The 14703-nt window shown below is 54.7% G+C and carries 15 protein-coding genes; 4 read left to right on the top strand and 11 right to left on the bottom strand.

Annotated elements, in window-relative coordinates; translation table 11 throughout:
- Positions 1 to 6: 6 nt before the first annotated feature.
- Positions 7 to 738, top strand: coding sequence for an amino acid ABC transporter ATP-binding protein (locus B2U47_RS12970; RefSeq protein ID WP_298682823.1), 732 nt, complete (start codon positions 7 to 9; stop codon positions 736 to 738).
- 160 nt (positions 739 to 898) lie between these two features.
- On the opposite strand, the gene recG is transcribed toward B2U47_RS12970, so the two are convergent.
- Complete coding sequence (gene recG, locus B2U47_RS12975; RefSeq protein WP_296674282.1) at positions 899 to 2983, bottom strand: ATP-dependent DNA helicase RecG; 2085 nt, start codon at positions 2981 to 2983, stop codon at positions 899 to 901.
- A gap of 50 nt (positions 2984 to 3033) precedes the next feature.
- Between recG and B2U47_RS12980 the strand changes: the two genes are divergently transcribed.
- Positions 3034 to 4113, top strand: coding sequence for a polysaccharide lyase (locus B2U47_RS12980; protein ID WP_296674283.1), 1080 nt, complete (start codon positions 3034 to 3036; stop codon positions 4111 to 4113).
- Here B2U47_RS12980 and B2U47_RS12985 read toward each other — a convergent pair.
- The 4 genes from B2U47_RS12985 to trpD are packed head-to-tail and all read right to left on the bottom strand — an operon-like array spanning position 4110 to position 7521.
- The gene (locus B2U47_RS12985) at positions 4110 to 4904 is read right to left on the bottom strand and encodes a thymidylate synthase (protein ID WP_296674285.1); all 795 of its coding nucleotides are present in this window, start codon (positions 4902 to 4904) and stop codon (positions 4110 to 4112) included. The two genes, B2U47_RS12980 and B2U47_RS12985, sit on opposite strands and share 4 nt — an antisense overlap.
- Complete coding sequence (gene lgt, locus B2U47_RS12990) at positions 4901 to 5686, bottom strand: prolipoprotein diacylglyceryl transferase (RefSeq protein WP_296674287.1); 786 nt, start codon at positions 5684 to 5686, stop codon at positions 4901 to 4903. The genes B2U47_RS12985 and lgt overlap by 4 nt, the downstream gene beginning before the upstream one ends.
- An 18-nt stretch (positions 5687 to 5704) precedes the next feature.
- The gene (gene trpC, locus B2U47_RS12995; RefSeq protein WP_296674290.1) at positions 5705 to 6499 is read right to left on the bottom strand and encodes an indole-3-glycerol phosphate synthase TrpC; all 795 of its coding nucleotides are present in this window, start codon (positions 6497 to 6499) and stop codon (positions 5705 to 5707) included.
- On the bottom strand, positions 6499 to 7521 hold the full coding sequence (gene trpD, locus B2U47_RS13000; protein ID WP_296674291.1) for an anthranilate phosphoribosyltransferase: 1023 nt from the start codon (positions 7519 to 7521) through the stop codon (positions 6499 to 6501). Before trpD ends, trpC begins: the two co-directional genes overlap by 1 nt.
- A gap of 115 nt (positions 7522 to 7636) precedes the next feature.
- On the opposite strand from trpD, the gene B2U47_RS13005 reads away from it, so the two are divergent.
- On the top strand, positions 7637 to 7825 hold the full coding sequence (locus tag B2U47_RS13005; protein WP_296674293.1) for a YgaP family membrane protein: 189 nt from the start codon (positions 7637 to 7639) through the stop codon (positions 7823 to 7825).
- Between the two features lie 132 nt (positions 7826 to 7957).
- Complete coding sequence (locus B2U47_RS13010) at positions 7958 to 8404, top strand: hypothetical protein (protein WP_296674294.1); 447 nt, start codon at positions 7958 to 7960, stop codon at positions 8402 to 8404.
- A gap of 48 nt (positions 8405 to 8452) precedes the next feature.
- Here the strand turns inward: B2U47_RS13010 and bamB are convergent, their stop codons facing one another.
- Genes bamB through rlmN form a run of 6 tightly spaced genes read right to left on the bottom strand, consistent with a single transcriptional unit; the run spans position 8453 to position 14695 of the window.
- The gene (bamB, locus tag B2U47_RS13015) at positions 8453 to 9598 is read right to left on the bottom strand and encodes an outer membrane protein assembly factor BamB (protein ID WP_296674296.1); all 1146 of its coding nucleotides are present in this window, start codon (positions 9596 to 9598) and stop codon (positions 8453 to 8455) included.
- Between the two features lie 8 nt (positions 9599 to 9606).
- Positions 9607 to 10230 (bottom strand): YfgM family protein, encoded by a 624-nt coding sequence (locus B2U47_RS13020; RefSeq protein ID WP_296674297.1) that lies wholly within the window; start codon positions 10228 to 10230, stop codon positions 9607 to 9609.
- 25 nt (positions 10231 to 10255) lie between these two features.
- Positions 10256 to 11560, bottom strand: coding sequence for a histidine--tRNA ligase (hisS, locus tag B2U47_RS13025; protein ID WP_296674299.1), 1305 nt, complete (start codon positions 11558 to 11560; stop codon positions 10256 to 10258).
- 2 nt (positions 11561 to 11562) lie between these two features.
- Entirely contained in the window at positions 11563 to 12822 is a 1260-nt protein-coding gene (locus B2U47_RS13030) for a helix-turn-helix domain-containing protein (RefSeq protein ID WP_296674300.1), read from the bottom strand.
- A 26-nt stretch (positions 12823 to 12848) separates the two neighbouring features.
- A complete protein-coding gene (gene pilW / locus B2U47_RS13035; RefSeq protein ID WP_296674302.1) occupies positions 12849 to 13583 on the bottom strand; it encodes a type IV pilus biogenesis/stability protein PilW in 735 nt (244 codons plus the stop codon).
- A 2-nt stretch (positions 13584 to 13585) separates the two neighbouring features.
- A complete protein-coding gene (rlmN, locus tag B2U47_RS13040) occupies positions 13586 to 14695 on the bottom strand; it encodes a 23S rRNA (adenine(2503)-C(2))-methyltransferase RlmN (protein WP_296674303.1) in 1110 nt (369 codons plus the stop codon).
- Positions 14696 to 14703: the final 8 nt, after the last annotated feature.

A 14703-nucleotide genomic window follows, 5' to 3' on the forward strand; every position in this document is an offset into this window, starting at 1 on the left:
GACTACATGATCGAATTCGCCAAAGTCAACAAATGGTATGGCAACCACTTCCACGTCCTGCGTGACATCGACTTGCAGGTGCGCCGGGGTGAACGCATCGTCATTTGTGGCCCTTCCGGTTCGGGAAAATCCACCCTGATCCGTTGCATTAACCGCTTGGAAGCCCACCAGCAAGGCACAGTGACCGTTGACGGCTTGGAACTCAGCGACGACGTGAAGGTGCTGCACGAAGTGCGCCGCAAGGTCGGCATGGTCTTCCAGCAATTCAACCTGTTCCCGCACCTGACCGTGCTGGAAAACCTCACCCTCGCGCCGATCCACGTCAACAAGCTGCCCAAAGCGGAGGCAGAAGAACGCGCGATGCTGCAATTGCAACGGGTGCAAATTGCCGAACAAGCGCACAAGTACCCGCTGCAACTTTCCGGCGGGCAACAGCAGCGCGTGGCGATTGCCCGTACCCTGTGCCTGACCCCGCAAATCCTGCTGTTCGACGAGCCAACCTCTGCCCTCGACCCGGAAATGATTAAAGAAGTGCTGGACGTAATGACCGAACTCGCTGAACAAGGCATCACCATGCTTTGTGTCACCCATGAAATGGGATTTGCGAAATCGGTGGCAGACCGTGTTATCTTCATGGATCAAGGCCAGATCGTAGAGGAAAACAACCCGCATGACTTTTTCAACCGCCCGCGTAGCGAACGCACCCAAGCGTTTCTGGCAAAGATTCTGGCGCATTGACGTTACCCAATTTCTGCCACTGCTGGCATCAACGACACACTTTCCAGCGCCTGTGGCAGTGCCTACGTAGCAGCCGCATGTTGCCGGATCACCTGAACCAGTGGTCTATGCGCAATGCCTTTGGCGAAATGGTACCGTTTTCTGCCTTTAGGCGGGTAGTTCAACTCTGGAAAAAGCGCGTCGCCGTATCGCCACCGGCTTGCTGCAACCAACGCCGGGTCAGCAGTTCCACCCGTTCAGGGTATTGTGCCACTATTGCCCGTGCGGCTTCCTGCACCGCCGGTAGCCAATGCTGATCCCGCAGCAGGCTAGCAACCCGCAGCCGTACATCGCCGGTCTGGCGTGTACCCAGCACTTCGCCGGGGCCGCGTAATTCCAGATCAATATCCGCAATCACGAAACCGTCGGTGGTATTGCGCATCGCATCCAGCCGCTTGCGGGCAGTTTTGCCGAGCGGAGCCTGATACAGCAGCACGCAACTGCTGGCGGTGCTGCCGCGCCCGACCCGTCCGCGCAACTGGTGCAATTGCGCCAGCCCCATGCGTTCGGTATTTTCGATGATCATCAGCGAGGCATTCGGCACATCCACCCCCACCTCAATCACGGTGGTGGCAACCAGTAGCTGGATGTCGCCCTGCTTGAACTGGCGCATGATGCTTTCCTTCTCGGAACCGTGCAGCCGCCCGTGTACCAGCCCGACTTCAACGTGTGGCAGGCGTTCGCGCAGCAGGGCGGCGGTCACTTCTGCCGCTTCGTATTGTAGCACTTCGGATTCTTCAATCAGCGGGCATACCCAGTACACCTGACGCCCTTCACGGCAGGCATCGGCAATACGGGTAATGACTTCATCACGGCGCTCGTTGTTCATCGCCACGGTGGTGATGGGGGTACGCCCAGGCGGCAGTTCGTCGATCACCGAATAATCCAGGTCGCCGTAAGCGGTCATTGCCAGCGTGCGTGGGATTGGGGTAGCCGTCATTACCAACTGGTGCGGGTAGTGGTCGCCCTGTTTGCCTTTTTCGCGCAACGACATGCGCTGATGCACGCCGAAACGGTGCTGTTCGTCGATGATGATCAGTCCCAGTTGCAGAAATTCAACGGTGCGCTGGAACAGGGCGTGCGTGCCGACCGCGATATGGCCGATGCCCAGCAGCAGGTTTTCGACCTTGCGGCGGCGCTGGCGCGGGGTCTGGTTGCCGGAAATGTAGACGGTTTCTACTCCTAGCGGTTCCAGCCAGCGGGTCAGGTTCTGGTAGTGCTGTTCCGCTAGCAGTTCGGTCGGGGCCATCAGCGCTACCTGATAGCCGTTGGCGATGGCGTGCAGGGCAGCCGCTACCGCTACCAGCGTCTTGCCGGAACCGACATCGCCTTGCACCAGCCGGTTCATGGGGATGCCTTGCTGCAAGTCGTGGGTAATTTCGCTGATTACCCGGTTTTGTGCGTCGGTAGGGGCGAAGGGCAGAGCACGCAGCAGTTTGCGCCAGTAATGGTTGGCTTCCTGCATCGCAGGGGCTTGTACTTGCCGGAGTTCGTGGCGGGCTTGCTGGACACCGAGCTGGTGGGCGAGGAGTTCCTCGAAGATCAGGCGCTGGGGGCGCATTCCTTCCACCGTTGAGCCGGAAGGGGGGGTATGCAGCATGTGCAAAATGGCTTTCAGTGGCGGGAACTGGTATTGCCTGACCACGTTTTCTGGCAGCAAATCTGGCAATACATACGTTTGCTGCAAAGCCATCTCGATCAGCCGTCGCAAGCTACGCTGCTGCAAGCCTTCAGTGGTGGGGTAGGTGGGAGTGAGGGTGTTTTCAATCGGTTCTGGAGTGTCAGGATTAACCAGACGGTATTCCGGGTGCGCCATTTCCAGCTTGAAACCTGCCTGACGTACTTCACCAAAACAGCGTAGCAAAGCTCCCTTGCGCAGGCTGTGTTTCTGCGCGGTGGTGAAGTGGAAAAAGCGCAGGGTGAGGATGCCGCTGCCGTCGTTGATGTGGCATAGCAGCATGGTGCGCCCACGATTGACCACTTCGGTAGCGTCGATTTCGCCTTCCACCAGCACTTCCTGCCCAACTTTAAGGTTGGCGATCGGGTAGATGCAGGTGCGATCCTGATAGCGCATCGGCAGGTGAAACAGCAGATCAACTACGCGCAGGATCCCTAGCTTGCCTAGTTTTTCAGCGAGTGCATCCCCTACCCCACGCAGGGCGGTTACAGGTTGGTCAAGCAGGCTGTCAGTGGCATGGTGTTGCATAGTGGAAGTGTACTACCATACGCGGGCGTTCATCATTATGGGATTGGGGCATGAGACGGATAGCAGCAGGGCTGGCGGCATTATTGTGGGTGGCAGGAAACGCATATGCGGAGAACCGCCAGGATGTACGTATCATTCCGATGCAAAATCCGGCGCAACCTTTCGAGATTGCGGCCAAGTTGCAATGGAACCCGCACGACCGTCATTGGGACAAGGTGCTGGTGACATATAACGGCAATCAGGCTCCACCTGTCAGCCACCCGGTCTGGGCTTATCTGGATTCGCTGGAAGTCCCCAAGCGGGCAGCGGCTACCGATGGTGAAAACCTGTATTACAAACCATTCCGGCTGGATGCCTATTGTTCAGGCACAACCCCTTTGACCAGTGGTAAACCGTTCCACATCACCTTTGAGCAGGATACGCCCGGCAACTACAGCGACAAGGACTTTTTCCGCGACTGGAACTGCCCTGGCTGGAAAATGGGGCTGGCTTATGTGAAGGTGGTGGCAGGCAGTGATTCCCGCACCGGCAATGGCAAAGCCTTGCAGTTAAAGTTGCGCAAGGGGGCAAGTGGCTGCACGGAGCAGGGGGATTCCTGCATCAACTGGAAACCACATATTGGTGCGCAACTGGATAGCCTCACTTATTCTTACTGGTTCAAATTTCCTGAAAACTTCGATTTTGTGCTGGGCGGCAAATTACCCGGTATCGGCAGCCTGGAACCCCGTACCGGCGGGACGAAACCCAATGGACGTGATGGATGGAGTGTACGTGCCATGTGGGGGAAAGATGGCAAGCTGGGGCAATACGTCTATCACCCTGACCAAACAGACAACTACGGTGATTTCCTTGCGTGGGATGTCCCACCTGCTGAAAAAGGCAAGTGGTATCAGGTGAAAACCTCCGTCGCCCTGAATGCTGCCGGGCAAAGCAATGGTGCCATTACCACCTGGCTGAATGGCAAGAAGGTACTGGAACAACGTGGTTTACGTTTCCGCATCGGCAATGACCTGAAGATTGAGCGCTTCCTGTTTGCCGTGTTCTTTGGTGGGCATGGCTCGGAATGGGCGCCACCTGCCGACATGCACCTGTATCTGGATGATTTCAGCCTGATGCCCGGTAGTTCCTAAATCGCTACTGGCGCCTTGATGTGCGGATGGTGGGTATATCCCACTAGTTCAAAATCATCGTAAGTGAATGCAAACAAATCCGTCACTGCCGGATTCAGCTTCATCTGCGGCAAGGGATGCGGCTCACGGCTGAGTTGCAATTCCACCTGTGCCATGTGGTTGGAATACAGATGTGCATCGCCTAGTGTATGAATAAACTCGCCAGCTTGCAGCCCGGTTACTTGTGCCATCATCAGGGTCAGCAAGGCGTAGGAGGCAATATTGAACGGTACGCCAAGGAAAATGTCGGCACTGCGCTGGTACAACTGGCAAGACAGCTTGCCTTCCGCCACGTAAAACTGGAAAAACGCATGGCAAGGAGGCAGCGCCATGTTGTCCACATCTGCCACGTTCCAAGCACTAACGATGATGCGGCGTGAATCCGGGTTGTTTTTCAGTTGTTGGATAACCTGGGAAATCTGGTCGATGTGCCGCCCATCCGGGGCAGGCCAGTTACGCCACTGGTAGCCGTAGACAGGGCCAAGTTCACCATTGGAATCCGCCCATTCATCCCAGATACTGACCCCGTTTTCTTTCAGGTAACGGATGTTGGTGTCACCTTTGAGAAACCATAGCAGTTCATGGATGATGGAGCGCAGGTGCAGTTTCTTGGTGGTAACAAGCGGAAAGCCTTCGCTCAGGTCGAAACGCATCTGGTAGCCGAAGACCGACACAGTACCAGTGCCGGTACGGTCTTCCTTTTTTACGCCGTGGTCACGCACGTGACGCATCAGGTCGAGATACTGTTTCATGCTTTATGTGCCTTGTATGCCCACCACATGAACAGCAGCCCCAGCAGGATCATCGGCAACGACAATACTTGCCCCATGGTGAGCCAGCCGAATGCCAGATAACCAATCTGGCTGTCCGGTTCACGCACGAATTCCACGATAAAGCGGGCAATGCCATAACCCACCAGGAACAAGCCGGAAATGGCACCGACAGGTGGTGAGCGTTTCCTGAACCAGCTCAGCACAAGAAACAGGATCAAGCCTTCCAGAAATGCCTGATACAACTGGGAAGGGTGACGTGGCAAGTTATCGACTGCAGGGAACACCATACCCCAGGCAACATCGGTGTGTCTGCCCCACAATTCGCCGTTGATGAAATTGCCGATACGCCCTGCACCCAGACCAATCGGAACCAGTGGGGCAACAAAGTCACTGACCTGGAACACATTCAGGTTCCAGCGCTGTGCCAGCAGGAACATGGCAAGGATGACTCCCAACAAGCCACCGTGGAAACTCATGCCTCCATCCCAGATATGGAACAGGGACAAGGGGTCAGCTAGCAAACCTTTCAGGTTGTAGAACAGCATGTAGCCGATACGACCACCCGCCACCACACCGATGGCTCCCCAGAACATCATGTCATCCACCCGGTCAGGGTTCATGACGCTACCGGGTTGTTTCGAGCGCATCTTGCCGATGATCAGGAAACCAAGGAAACCAATCACATACATCAGCCCGTACCAATGGATTTTCAGCGGGCCAAGCGACAGGGCAATCGGGTCAAATTGGGGGTGAACCAGCATACGTTGTCACTCACAAGTTCAATAAAACAGGCGTTTCAGTTCTTCACCGGGGTTTTCTGCCCGCATGAAGGCTTCACCGACCAGAAAAGCATGGATGCCATGCTCACGCATCAGTTGCACATCTGCCTGGGTGTGGATGCCGCTTTCCGTTACCAGCAATACCTCTGCGGGCACATCCGCCAGCAGGTCGATAGTGGTTTGCAGGCTAGTGGCAAACGTGCGCAGGTTGCGGTTGTTGATGCCAATCAGGGGGGCATTCAGACGCAGGGCTCGTTCCATTTCAGCGCGGTCGTGGACTTCGATCAGTACATCCATGCCCAGTTCGGTGGCAAGCTGATACAGCGTCTGCAATTGTGCGTCATCCAGTGCTGCCACGATCAGCAGGATGCAGTCTGCATCAATGGCACGTGCTTCGTATACCTGATAAGGGTCAACAATGAAGTCTTTGCGGATAACCGGCAGGTTACAGGCTGTGCGTGCAGCTTGCAGGTAACTTTCATGCCCTTGGAAATAGTGCGCATCTGTCAGGATTGACAAGCACGCTGCCCCGCCTTGCGCATAACTTTGCGCAATGGCAGGCGGATCGAAATCAGGCCGGATGATACCTTTACTGGGTGATGCCTTTTTGATTTCGGCAATGATGGCTGGTTCACCCACCGCAATCTTACGGCGCATGGCCGTCAGAAAACCACGCACTGGCAAGCCACTGGCTGCGTCATCCCGTATTTGGGCAAGGCCACGAACGGCAGAACGGGTGGCAATTTCTTCCTGCTTGGTTTGCAGGATTTTTTGCAAAATGTCAGAAGTACTCATCAGGCTTTGAAACTGTTGGTCAGGTCACTCAGTTGTTGCAGACGCTGGGCGGCTGCACCGGAATCAATGGCTTGCTGAGCCTTGGCAATGCCTTCGGCATGGCTGGCAGCAAGACCGGCGACGTAAATGGCAGCACCAGCGTTGAGACAAACAATATCACGAGCTGCACCTGTTTCCCCCGCCAATACCTGCCGAATCAGGGCAAGGCTTTCTTGTGCGGTGGTAACGCGGATGCTGTCGAGACTGGTCGTTGACAGGCCGAAATCTTCGGGGCAGATGCTGTATTCGTGGATGGCATCGTCCTTGAGTTCGGCAACGAATGTGGGGCTGGCAATGCTGATTTCATCCAGCCCATCTGCGGCGTGTACCACCATGACATGCTGGCTGCCAAGGGTTTGCAGTACTTCAGCCATCGGGCGTACCCATTGCTGGCTGAAAACGCCCAGTACCTGATGCGGTGCACCTGCCGGGTTGGTCAGGGGGCCTAACAGGTTGAAAATGGTGCGTACTCCCAGCTCGCGGCGTGGGCCAATCGCGTGTTTCATGGCGCTATGATGCAATTGGGCAAACAGGAAACCGACACCCACGTGGTCGATGCAGTGGGCTACCTGTTCGGGGCTAATGCCGAGGTGGATTCCCGCTGCTTCCAGTACATCAGCACTGCCGGATTTGCTGGAAACCGAACGGTTGCCGTGTTTGGCAACCCGTGCACCGGCAGCCGCAGCGACAAATGCACTGGCTGTGGAAATATTGAACGTCCCGGAAGAATCGCCACCCGTTCCGCACGTATCCACCAGATGTTCAGGGCTGACACTGACCCGGGTGGAAAGCTCGCGCATGACGCCAGCCGCAGCACTGATTTCGGTGACGGTTTCGCCCCGCATCCGCAACCCGACCAGAAAACCGCCGATCTGCGCCGGAGTTGCCTGTCCTGTCATCAGGGTGCGCATGGCCTGAGTCATTTCTTCTGCGGTTAATGGCTTGTTTTCAATGATTTTCTTTATGGCGTTCTGGAATTCCATGCTTTTCGTCGCGGTGTTGTCTAAAGTTAGTGGGCAGATGCTACCATGAATCGGTAGCTGCCAGATAGTTTGTGCAACTGGTTGAACCCTTCCGTAAACACAATGAGGTGTAATCATGGATATGCCAAAAAATGTTGGCCCGACTGACAAAAGCATTCGTATGGGCGCTGGAGCCGTATTGCTGCTGTTCGGCCTATTCAAGGGGGGCTGGCTGTTTGTTTTGCTGGGGATTGTCTTGCTAGCGACCGGATTTCTGGGGACTTGTCCGGCGTATACCCTGCTGGGTAAGAGTACCAACAAGTAAAACGCAACCTTCGGCAACTTTTCAGCCGTTGCATTCTCACGCAAGTAAACTTTGCAGGTGGTTGGGTTGTCCAACCAGAGTGTGCTAATGTGCCTCACTCAGGCAAAAAGACAACAGCAAGGAGAATGAACCATGATGAATCGCTGGATAAAAACGGCTGGATTGGTGGCGATGCTGGCCTTCACGGGTCAGGCAGTAGCCGATGAGGTCTGGAGCAGCAATGTAGGTCGGATCATATACGCAGACGAGATCGGCCCAACGGCTGTGTTCGCTTATGGCCCGAAGGAAGATCCGGGTGTGGTATACCTGCTGGGGCTAGCCAAGGTTTACCAGAACCGGGGTACGTATGATGGCTATTGGGCCAAGGACAAATCCAAGGTTGAGTGTGAAACGGAACGCCCAGGCATTTATGGCAAGATGACCCGCTATTGGGGGCGTATCCAGGTCAAGTTCATTGATAAGAACTTCCCTTCACGCTGGGAAGCTATCTGGAGCTATTGTGACGGGGAAAAGCAAGAGATGAAAATTACTGCTACACCGGAAACTGCTGCTGCCCAGCAAGGTAATACCAGCAAATAATGCGAGCTTGGGTAACTGACAGTGTTCAGTTACCCGGCTTTGTATTTGTTATTGGGCGCTAAAAGCTGACAGCAAGCCGCTGCGTCCCAGTGTGTAGACAACATTGCCATCAGCTACGGGCGGGCTGGTGTAACCGGCAGTGTCACCACGTACTCGTGCAACGAAGTGACCATTGTCACTGTTTACCCAGTGGATGAATCCATCCTTGTCGCCCACCACAACATACCCTCCAGCCAGCGTTGGCGCGGTTGGCAAGCGGCGTTGCAAATCGTCCATTTTCCACATGGGTTGGCCTGATTGCGGTGACAGTTTCCACAAGTCACCTTCCGCACTGGTGGTGTAAAGGCCATTCGGGTCGGCGTCAACTCCAGTGAAGCTGGAATACGGTGCTGACCAGGCAGCACTACCTTTGCGCATGTTGATACCCGCCAGTTTTCCGTTATAGCTGGCGACAAACAGCGCCTCACCAAGCACCTTGAGTTTGCCATCCACGTCAGTGATTTTGTCGAGGTCGCTGCGGCCTTGTGGCTCAGAGAGGGTTGCTTCCCACAGGGGCTTGCCACTTTGCATGTCAAACGCAGTCACTACACCGTTGTCAAACCCAGCAATGACCATGTTGCCAGCCAGCACCGGCACACCAGCGCCCCGCAAGGACAACACTGGGCTTTTGCGCATCTGCTGCCAGACAATTTCCCCTGTTTGAGCAGAGATGCCATGCAGAGCGCCATCACTGGTACGGAATGCGACAACACCCTGGCTGGAAGGGGAAACCGCCAGCACTTCACTGCTGAGGCGCACGCTCCAGCGCAGTTTACCGCTTTGCCGATCCAGTGCCACGGCGCTGCCGCTGCCAGTGCCGAAATAAATGCTGTCCGCATCACCACTGACGCCGCCGGTAATGTCTTCATCGACTGGGCTGAGCCAGATGCGTCCACCGCTTTTGTTCCATGCGCTGGCGGAACGTCCGCTAGCAGTAAAGACGGCGGTCTCGTCCACATGTGGGTTGATACGCACGTAATCCTTGCCAGAGGTGCTACCTGTACTAGCTTGCCATAGCGTCCGCACATTGGCGGTCGGGGTGAATTCCTTTAAGGCTTTGGGTGGGTTGGTGTCCTTGGCAGGTAGTACCTGCTGGACAGTACTGCACCCGGCAAGCGACAAGGCAATGCAAACGGCGGCAAAGATTGGTTTCATACGCGATGTTATCCCTCACCCAGGTTGTCACGTTTCATCTTGATAAATTCGGTGGAGCCACCAGTAGCAGCACGGATGGCTGAGTCATAAGCCGTCCGCGCTTCTGCGGGTTTGTTCTGGGCAGTGTAAATGTCGCCCTTCAACTCTTCAAGCAGTGACTGGTAAGCGGCAGGATAGGTTTTGGCTGTCAGTTGCAGGGCTTCATCAGCCTTGCCACTTGCCAGCAGGACACGTGCCAAACGGATGCTGGCCAAGTGTTGGTATTCATCCTGTTTGCTGTTATCGACTACCCAACGCAGGGCGCTGATGGCTTGTTCATATTGGCCTTTTTCTGCGAAATGCTGGGCGGCCTTGAGGCTGGCAGTGGCAGAATAAGGGGTGGAAGCGTAACCGGATTGCAGTGCCTGCACCTCAGTCATCAATTGCTCAGGTGCTTTTTCCGCAGCAGCATTGACCTTGGCATACAGGGCAGAAGCTTCTGCGGCGGTTGTTGTCTGGTAATCCTTCCAGTATTCCCAGCCAAACAAACCGGCAATAGCCAATGCAACCCCGGCAACTACCGATGTACCGTTTTCTTTCCACCAGGCTTTGAGTTCTTCGACTTTTTCATCATCCGTTTTGTAATCACTCATCAGTTTGCCCCTATGATTCCTCTGTTCAGTGTTGTTTTGCGTTTTCAAGCAGTTGTGATAAATGCGCAGTCAGGCTGCTAAAAGGCAGGTTAATCTGCTCACCTTTCGTGCGCAAGGGTTTCAGGCCGATTTCACCACGTTCGATTTCGTTTTCACCCAGAATAAGGGCAAATGCAGCGCCAGATTTATCGGCTCGTTTCATTTGGGTCTTGAAGTTACCGCCACCACAGTTGCTGACCAGTCGCAGATCGGGAAGGTTATCCCGGAGTTGTTCGGCAAAGCCCAGACCCGCTTGTATCGCTTTGTCTCCCGCCATGATCATGAACAAATCAGGGGCGGTGGCAGGCGTTGGTATGTTTTGTGTCTCCAGCAGTAGGATCAGGCGTTCAACTCCCATCGCAAAACCGCAGGCGGGGGTAGGGCGTCCACCAAGCTGTTCCACCAGACCATCATAGCGGCCTCCGGCGCAAACCGTTCCCTGCGAACCCAGTTCGTCCGTAACCCATTCAAAGACGGTGCGGGAATAGTAATCCAGGCCACGTACCAGACGTGGGTTGAGGCGATAAGGGATGCCCATGCCATCCAGCAGGCTTTGCAACTGGGAGAAATGTTCTGCTGATTCAGTATCCAGGTGTTCATGCAGGTTGGGGGCGGCAGCAACCAGCTCACGCATGGCAGGATTTTTGCTGTCCAGAATGCGTAACGGGTTGGTGTGCAGGCGGCGTTTGGAGTCTTCGTCCAGCAGTTCCTGCTGGTCACTGAAATAGTCCACCAGCAGTTGGCGGTATGCCTGACGTGCTTCCAGTGTGCCCAGTGAATTGATTTCCAGATGGATGTTGCGCAAGCCAAGTTGTTTCCACAGGCGGGCGCTGATGGCGATCAGTTCGGCATCAATGTCCGGCCCGGCAAAGCCGAAAGTTTCCACCCCGATCTGAGTGAACTGACGGTAACGGCCTTTTTGTGGGCGCTCAGCCCGGAACATCGGGCCTGCATACCACAAGCGTTGTTGCTGGTTGAAAATCAGGCCAGCTTGAATGCCTGCACGTACACAGCCTGCGGTGCCTTCCGGGCGCAATGCCATGCTGAAGGGTTCACTACCTTCGCTATCCTTGCGGTTTTCAAGGATGTACATTTCTTTTTCAACGATGTCAGTAACTTCGCCAACTGCGCGTTTGAACAGGTCGGTTTGTTCGACCAGTGGCATACGGATCTCGTTATAACCGTAGTTGCCCAGCAGGGTACGGACAATCTTTTCAAAATGCTGCCAGAGGGGTGTGCTATCCGGCAGGATGTCATGCATCCCCCGGATGGACTGGATGTTGTTAGCCATGTTTACTCAACTTTGAAACGGGCAACGCTACCCTTGATGTGTGGGGTCTGATTATATTCCTGACCATTCAGGTAGATTTTGACGCCACGGGCGTTGCCAACCTTGAAATCCAGAGGGGTTTTGGCCTTGAACTCTTTGGTGCTGCCAGCAGAGTTGAGGGCTTCAAACAGGCTTTTTTTGCTGTCGTCCTTGACTTGCATCCATACTTCTTCAGTGAATTCCAGTTTGATGTTGACTTCACCTGCGATGGGGGCAGGAGTCGCCGCGCTGGCATCTGCGGTGGTACTGGTATCTGTGCCAGTTGCTGCCGGGGTGGCAGTCGCGTCTGTTGCCGTTGTGGCGGCAGCATCCGGTGTGGTTGCCGGTGTTGCAGTGGCAGTCTCTGTTACCGGTTTGGTGGCATCTGTCTGTACAGACAGGGTTGTACTTGTGTCTGTGACAGGTTTGTCAGCAGTTGTTGCTGCCGGGGTGGCAGTTATGTCTGTTGCTGTCGCAGGTTTGTCGGTATCGGCGGAATCAGCAGGTGTATTTGTGTTGTTGGCGGCAATGCTAGGTGCAGCAGTACCAGTATCCGCTGGTGTACTGGCACTGGCTGTGCTGCCGGTATCACTTGCCGGTTTACTGGCATCGGTAGCGGGTGCTGCCGATGCGTCAGTCGCTGGTTTGTCGGTTGCTGCTTGGGTTGTGCTGTCGGCTGGTTTGTCGGTGCTGGCAGACTTTTCCTCAGCATCTTTTTGGGCTGCAAACGTGTCCAGTGCTGGTGCAGGGCGTACCACTTGTGGTGGGGCGGTTTGTGCTGAGAAAGATGCCCAGGTATCAGTCGCCCATTGGCGTACCCCCGGAATCATGGAAAGCAGACCCAAACCAAGGATAGCGATTGACAAGCCGATAAATTTGACCGTGCCGGATGAAATGCTTGGCTGGGTTACTTTGCCAAGTGGACGGGCAGGGGCGAAGTGATGGGCAATTTCATCAGGATTTGCACCGCGCAAGGCTTCATATGTGCGGATCAGATCTTTGGCATCCACATCAGCCAGTTTGGCATAGCCACGCAAGTAGCCCCGTACATAGGGAGGTTCCGGCAAATGGGCGAAATCCTCCCTTTCCAGCGCCCGCAGGAGATTGGCGGACAGATGCATTTCATCAGCGGCCTGCTCAATATCAAGACCGGCCTTTTCACGGCAGGCTTGCAGTCTGGCTGTCAGGTCGCCTGCTTGTATTGAAGAAGCCTGTTCTTCAACCGGGGTTGTGGTCTCCGTCACATTTCCTCCATTGTGCAATAGGGTGGTCAGTTAATCTGGGTTGCAGCCGTACTGTCAGGAAATTTTGTGCGCAAATCAAGCGCACAGGCTTCGGCTTTTTCCGTCTCACGCAATGCTGTTTCAATCTGGTAACACAGCAGCAGCGCATCGGCGTTTGTGGGTGCGGCCTCATTATAGCGGTAAAGGAAAGCCTGTGCTTTGGTGTTGTCCTGTTTTTCGTAGCTCAATCTTGCCATTTGGTAGAGGGTTTCAGAAAAACGGGGGTTAATTTGCAATGCCTTGCGGAAATAACTCTCAGCTTTGTCAGTATCTCCCTGTTTGCGCACACAAATGCCCGCATTAGTATAGGCAAATTCCGGTGTTGGGTAGAGAGGGTCGCTGATCGCGGCAAGGAATGACTGTTCTGCACCGGTGTAATCACCTGTTCGGCACTGGAATGAGCCATAATTGTTCAATAGGGCTGCGTTCTTGCCATCCAGATTCAAGGCTCGACGGAAGTGTTCCCGTGCTTTGCCATCCTGCCCCAGTTTTTCCTGTAACAGGGCATAGTAATGATGGGTATCGGCAGAACTGGAATCCTGCGCCAGTGCCTTTTCCAGATTCATGCTAGCCAGATCAAGACGACCTTTTTGCAGATAACCTACCCCCAACTGGGTGTAATAACTGGCAGCCGTGTTGCTTTCTGAAGAAGGTGAGTTGGAACACCCCCCAAGACTGCTGGCAAACAGCAAGAGAGCAAAGCCATATTTTGTTGTTTTCATTTTTAATTTTCCCGTTCAATACGGGCGAAGTGAATCTCTCTGCGGCTCTTGTCGTTAACCTTGCCTGCCAGTTGCCCGCAAGCAGCATCAATATCATCGCCCCGTGTTTTTCTTGTGATCACAGTGTAACCCGCTTCCACGAGAATATCACGGAAACGGTGGATACGGTTATTGCTGGAACGTGCATAACGGGTGGCAGGGAACGGGTTGAAAGGAATCAGGTTCACTTTCGACGGAATTCCCCGCAGCAGGTTTGCCAGTTGGCGGGCATGATCATCGCTGTCATTAACCCCCTCCAGCATGACGTATTCCCAAGTGACATGATTACGTTCGGTGGTCTTTTTGGCAAGAAACTGCCGACAGGTTGCCAGTAGTTCCTTGATGGGGTATTTGCGGTTCAATGGAACCAGTTGGTCACGCAATTCATCGTTGGGTGCGTGCAGGGATACTGCCAGCGACACATCAATGGTGTCTGCCAGACGATCAAGGGCAGGCAATACTCCTGAAGTGCTGACGGTGACACGGCGTTTGCTCAGGCCGTAGGCATTGTCATCCAGCATCAGACGCAAGGCATTGACTACATTGTCGAAGTTGAGCAAGGGTTCGCCCATGCCCATCATCACGATATTGCTGATGACCCGTTGCCCTTTGGGATCAGCTTGCAGGGTACGTTTGGCTACCCACAATTGCCCGATAATTTCGGCGGTGGTCAGGTTACGGTTGAAACCTTGCCGGGCGGTGGAGCAAAACGTGCAATCCAGTGCGCAGCCGACTTGTGAGGACACACACAGGGTTCCCCGGTCATCTTCGGGGATGAAGACGGTTTCAATGGCATTGCCATCCGCCAGCCGCAATAGCCATTTGTGCGTGCCGTCAACCGATTGCTGGTCGATGATGATTTCCGGCGCACGGATGACGGTGTTTTCCGCCAAAAACGTGCGCAACGGTTTGCTGAGATTGGTCATCTGGTCAACACTGTCAACATTCATCTGGTGGAGCCATTTGATGACCTGGGTCGCACGGAAGGGTTTTTCACCGATGGAGGCGAAATATTCCTTCAGCGTTTCATGGCTGAAATCCAGCAGATTACGTTTGTTGATAGCGTCAGACACAGATGACT

Source organism: Thiothrix sp. UBA5583 (assembly GCA_002425225.1).
Lineage (GTDB): Bacteria > Pseudomonadota > Gammaproteobacteria > Thiotrichales > Thiotrichaceae > Thiothrix > Thiothrix moscowensis.

Bases quoted from the DNA above. Each gene is read 5' to 3' on its own strand.
- B2U47_RS12970 (WP_298682823.1), top strand. From the start codon at position 7: ATGATCGAATTCGCCAAAGTCAACAAATGGTATGGCAACCACTTCCAC.
- recG (WP_296674282.1), bottom strand. From the start codon at position 2,983: ATGCAACACCATGCCACTGACAGCCTGCTTGACCAACCTGTAACCGCC.
- B2U47_RS12980 (WP_296674283.1), top strand. From the start codon at position 3,034: ATGAGACGGATAGCAGCAGGGCTGGCGGCATTATTGTGGGTGGCAGGA.
- B2U47_RS12985 (WP_296674285.1), bottom strand. From the start codon at position 4,904: ATGAAACAGTATCTCGACCTGATGCGTCACGTGCGTGACCACGGCGTA.
- lgt (WP_296674287.1), bottom strand. From the start codon at position 5,686: ATGCTGGTTCACCCCCAATTTGACCCGATTGCCCTGTCGCTTGGCCCG.
- trpC (WP_296674290.1), bottom strand. From the start codon at position 6,499: ATGAGTACTTCTGACATTTTGCAAAAAATCCTGCAAACCAAGCAGGAA.
- trpD (WP_296674291.1), bottom strand. From the start codon at position 7,521: ATGGAATTCCAGAACGCCATAAAGAAAATCATTGAAAACAAGCCATTA.
- B2U47_RS13005 (WP_296674293.1), top strand. From the start codon at position 7,637: ATGGATATGCCAAAAAATGTTGGCCCGACTGACAAAAGCATTCGTATG.
- B2U47_RS13010 (WP_296674294.1), top strand. From the start codon at position 7,958: ATGATGAATCGCTGGATAAAAACGGCTGGATTGGTGGCGATGCTGGCC.
- bamB (WP_296674296.1), bottom strand. From the start codon at position 9,598: ATGAAACCAATCTTTGCCGCCGTTTGCATTGCCTTGTCGCTTGCCGGG.
- B2U47_RS13020 (WP_296674297.1), bottom strand. From the start codon at position 10,230: ATGAGTGATTACAAAACGGATGATGAAAAAGTCGAAGAACTCAAAGCC.
- hisS (WP_296674299.1), bottom strand. From the start codon at position 11,560: ATGGCTAACAACATCCAGTCCATCCGGGGGATGCATGACATCCTGCCG.
- pilW (WP_296674302.1), bottom strand. From the start codon at position 13,583: ATGAAAACAACAAAATATGGCTTTGCTCTCTTGCTGTTTGCCAGCAGT.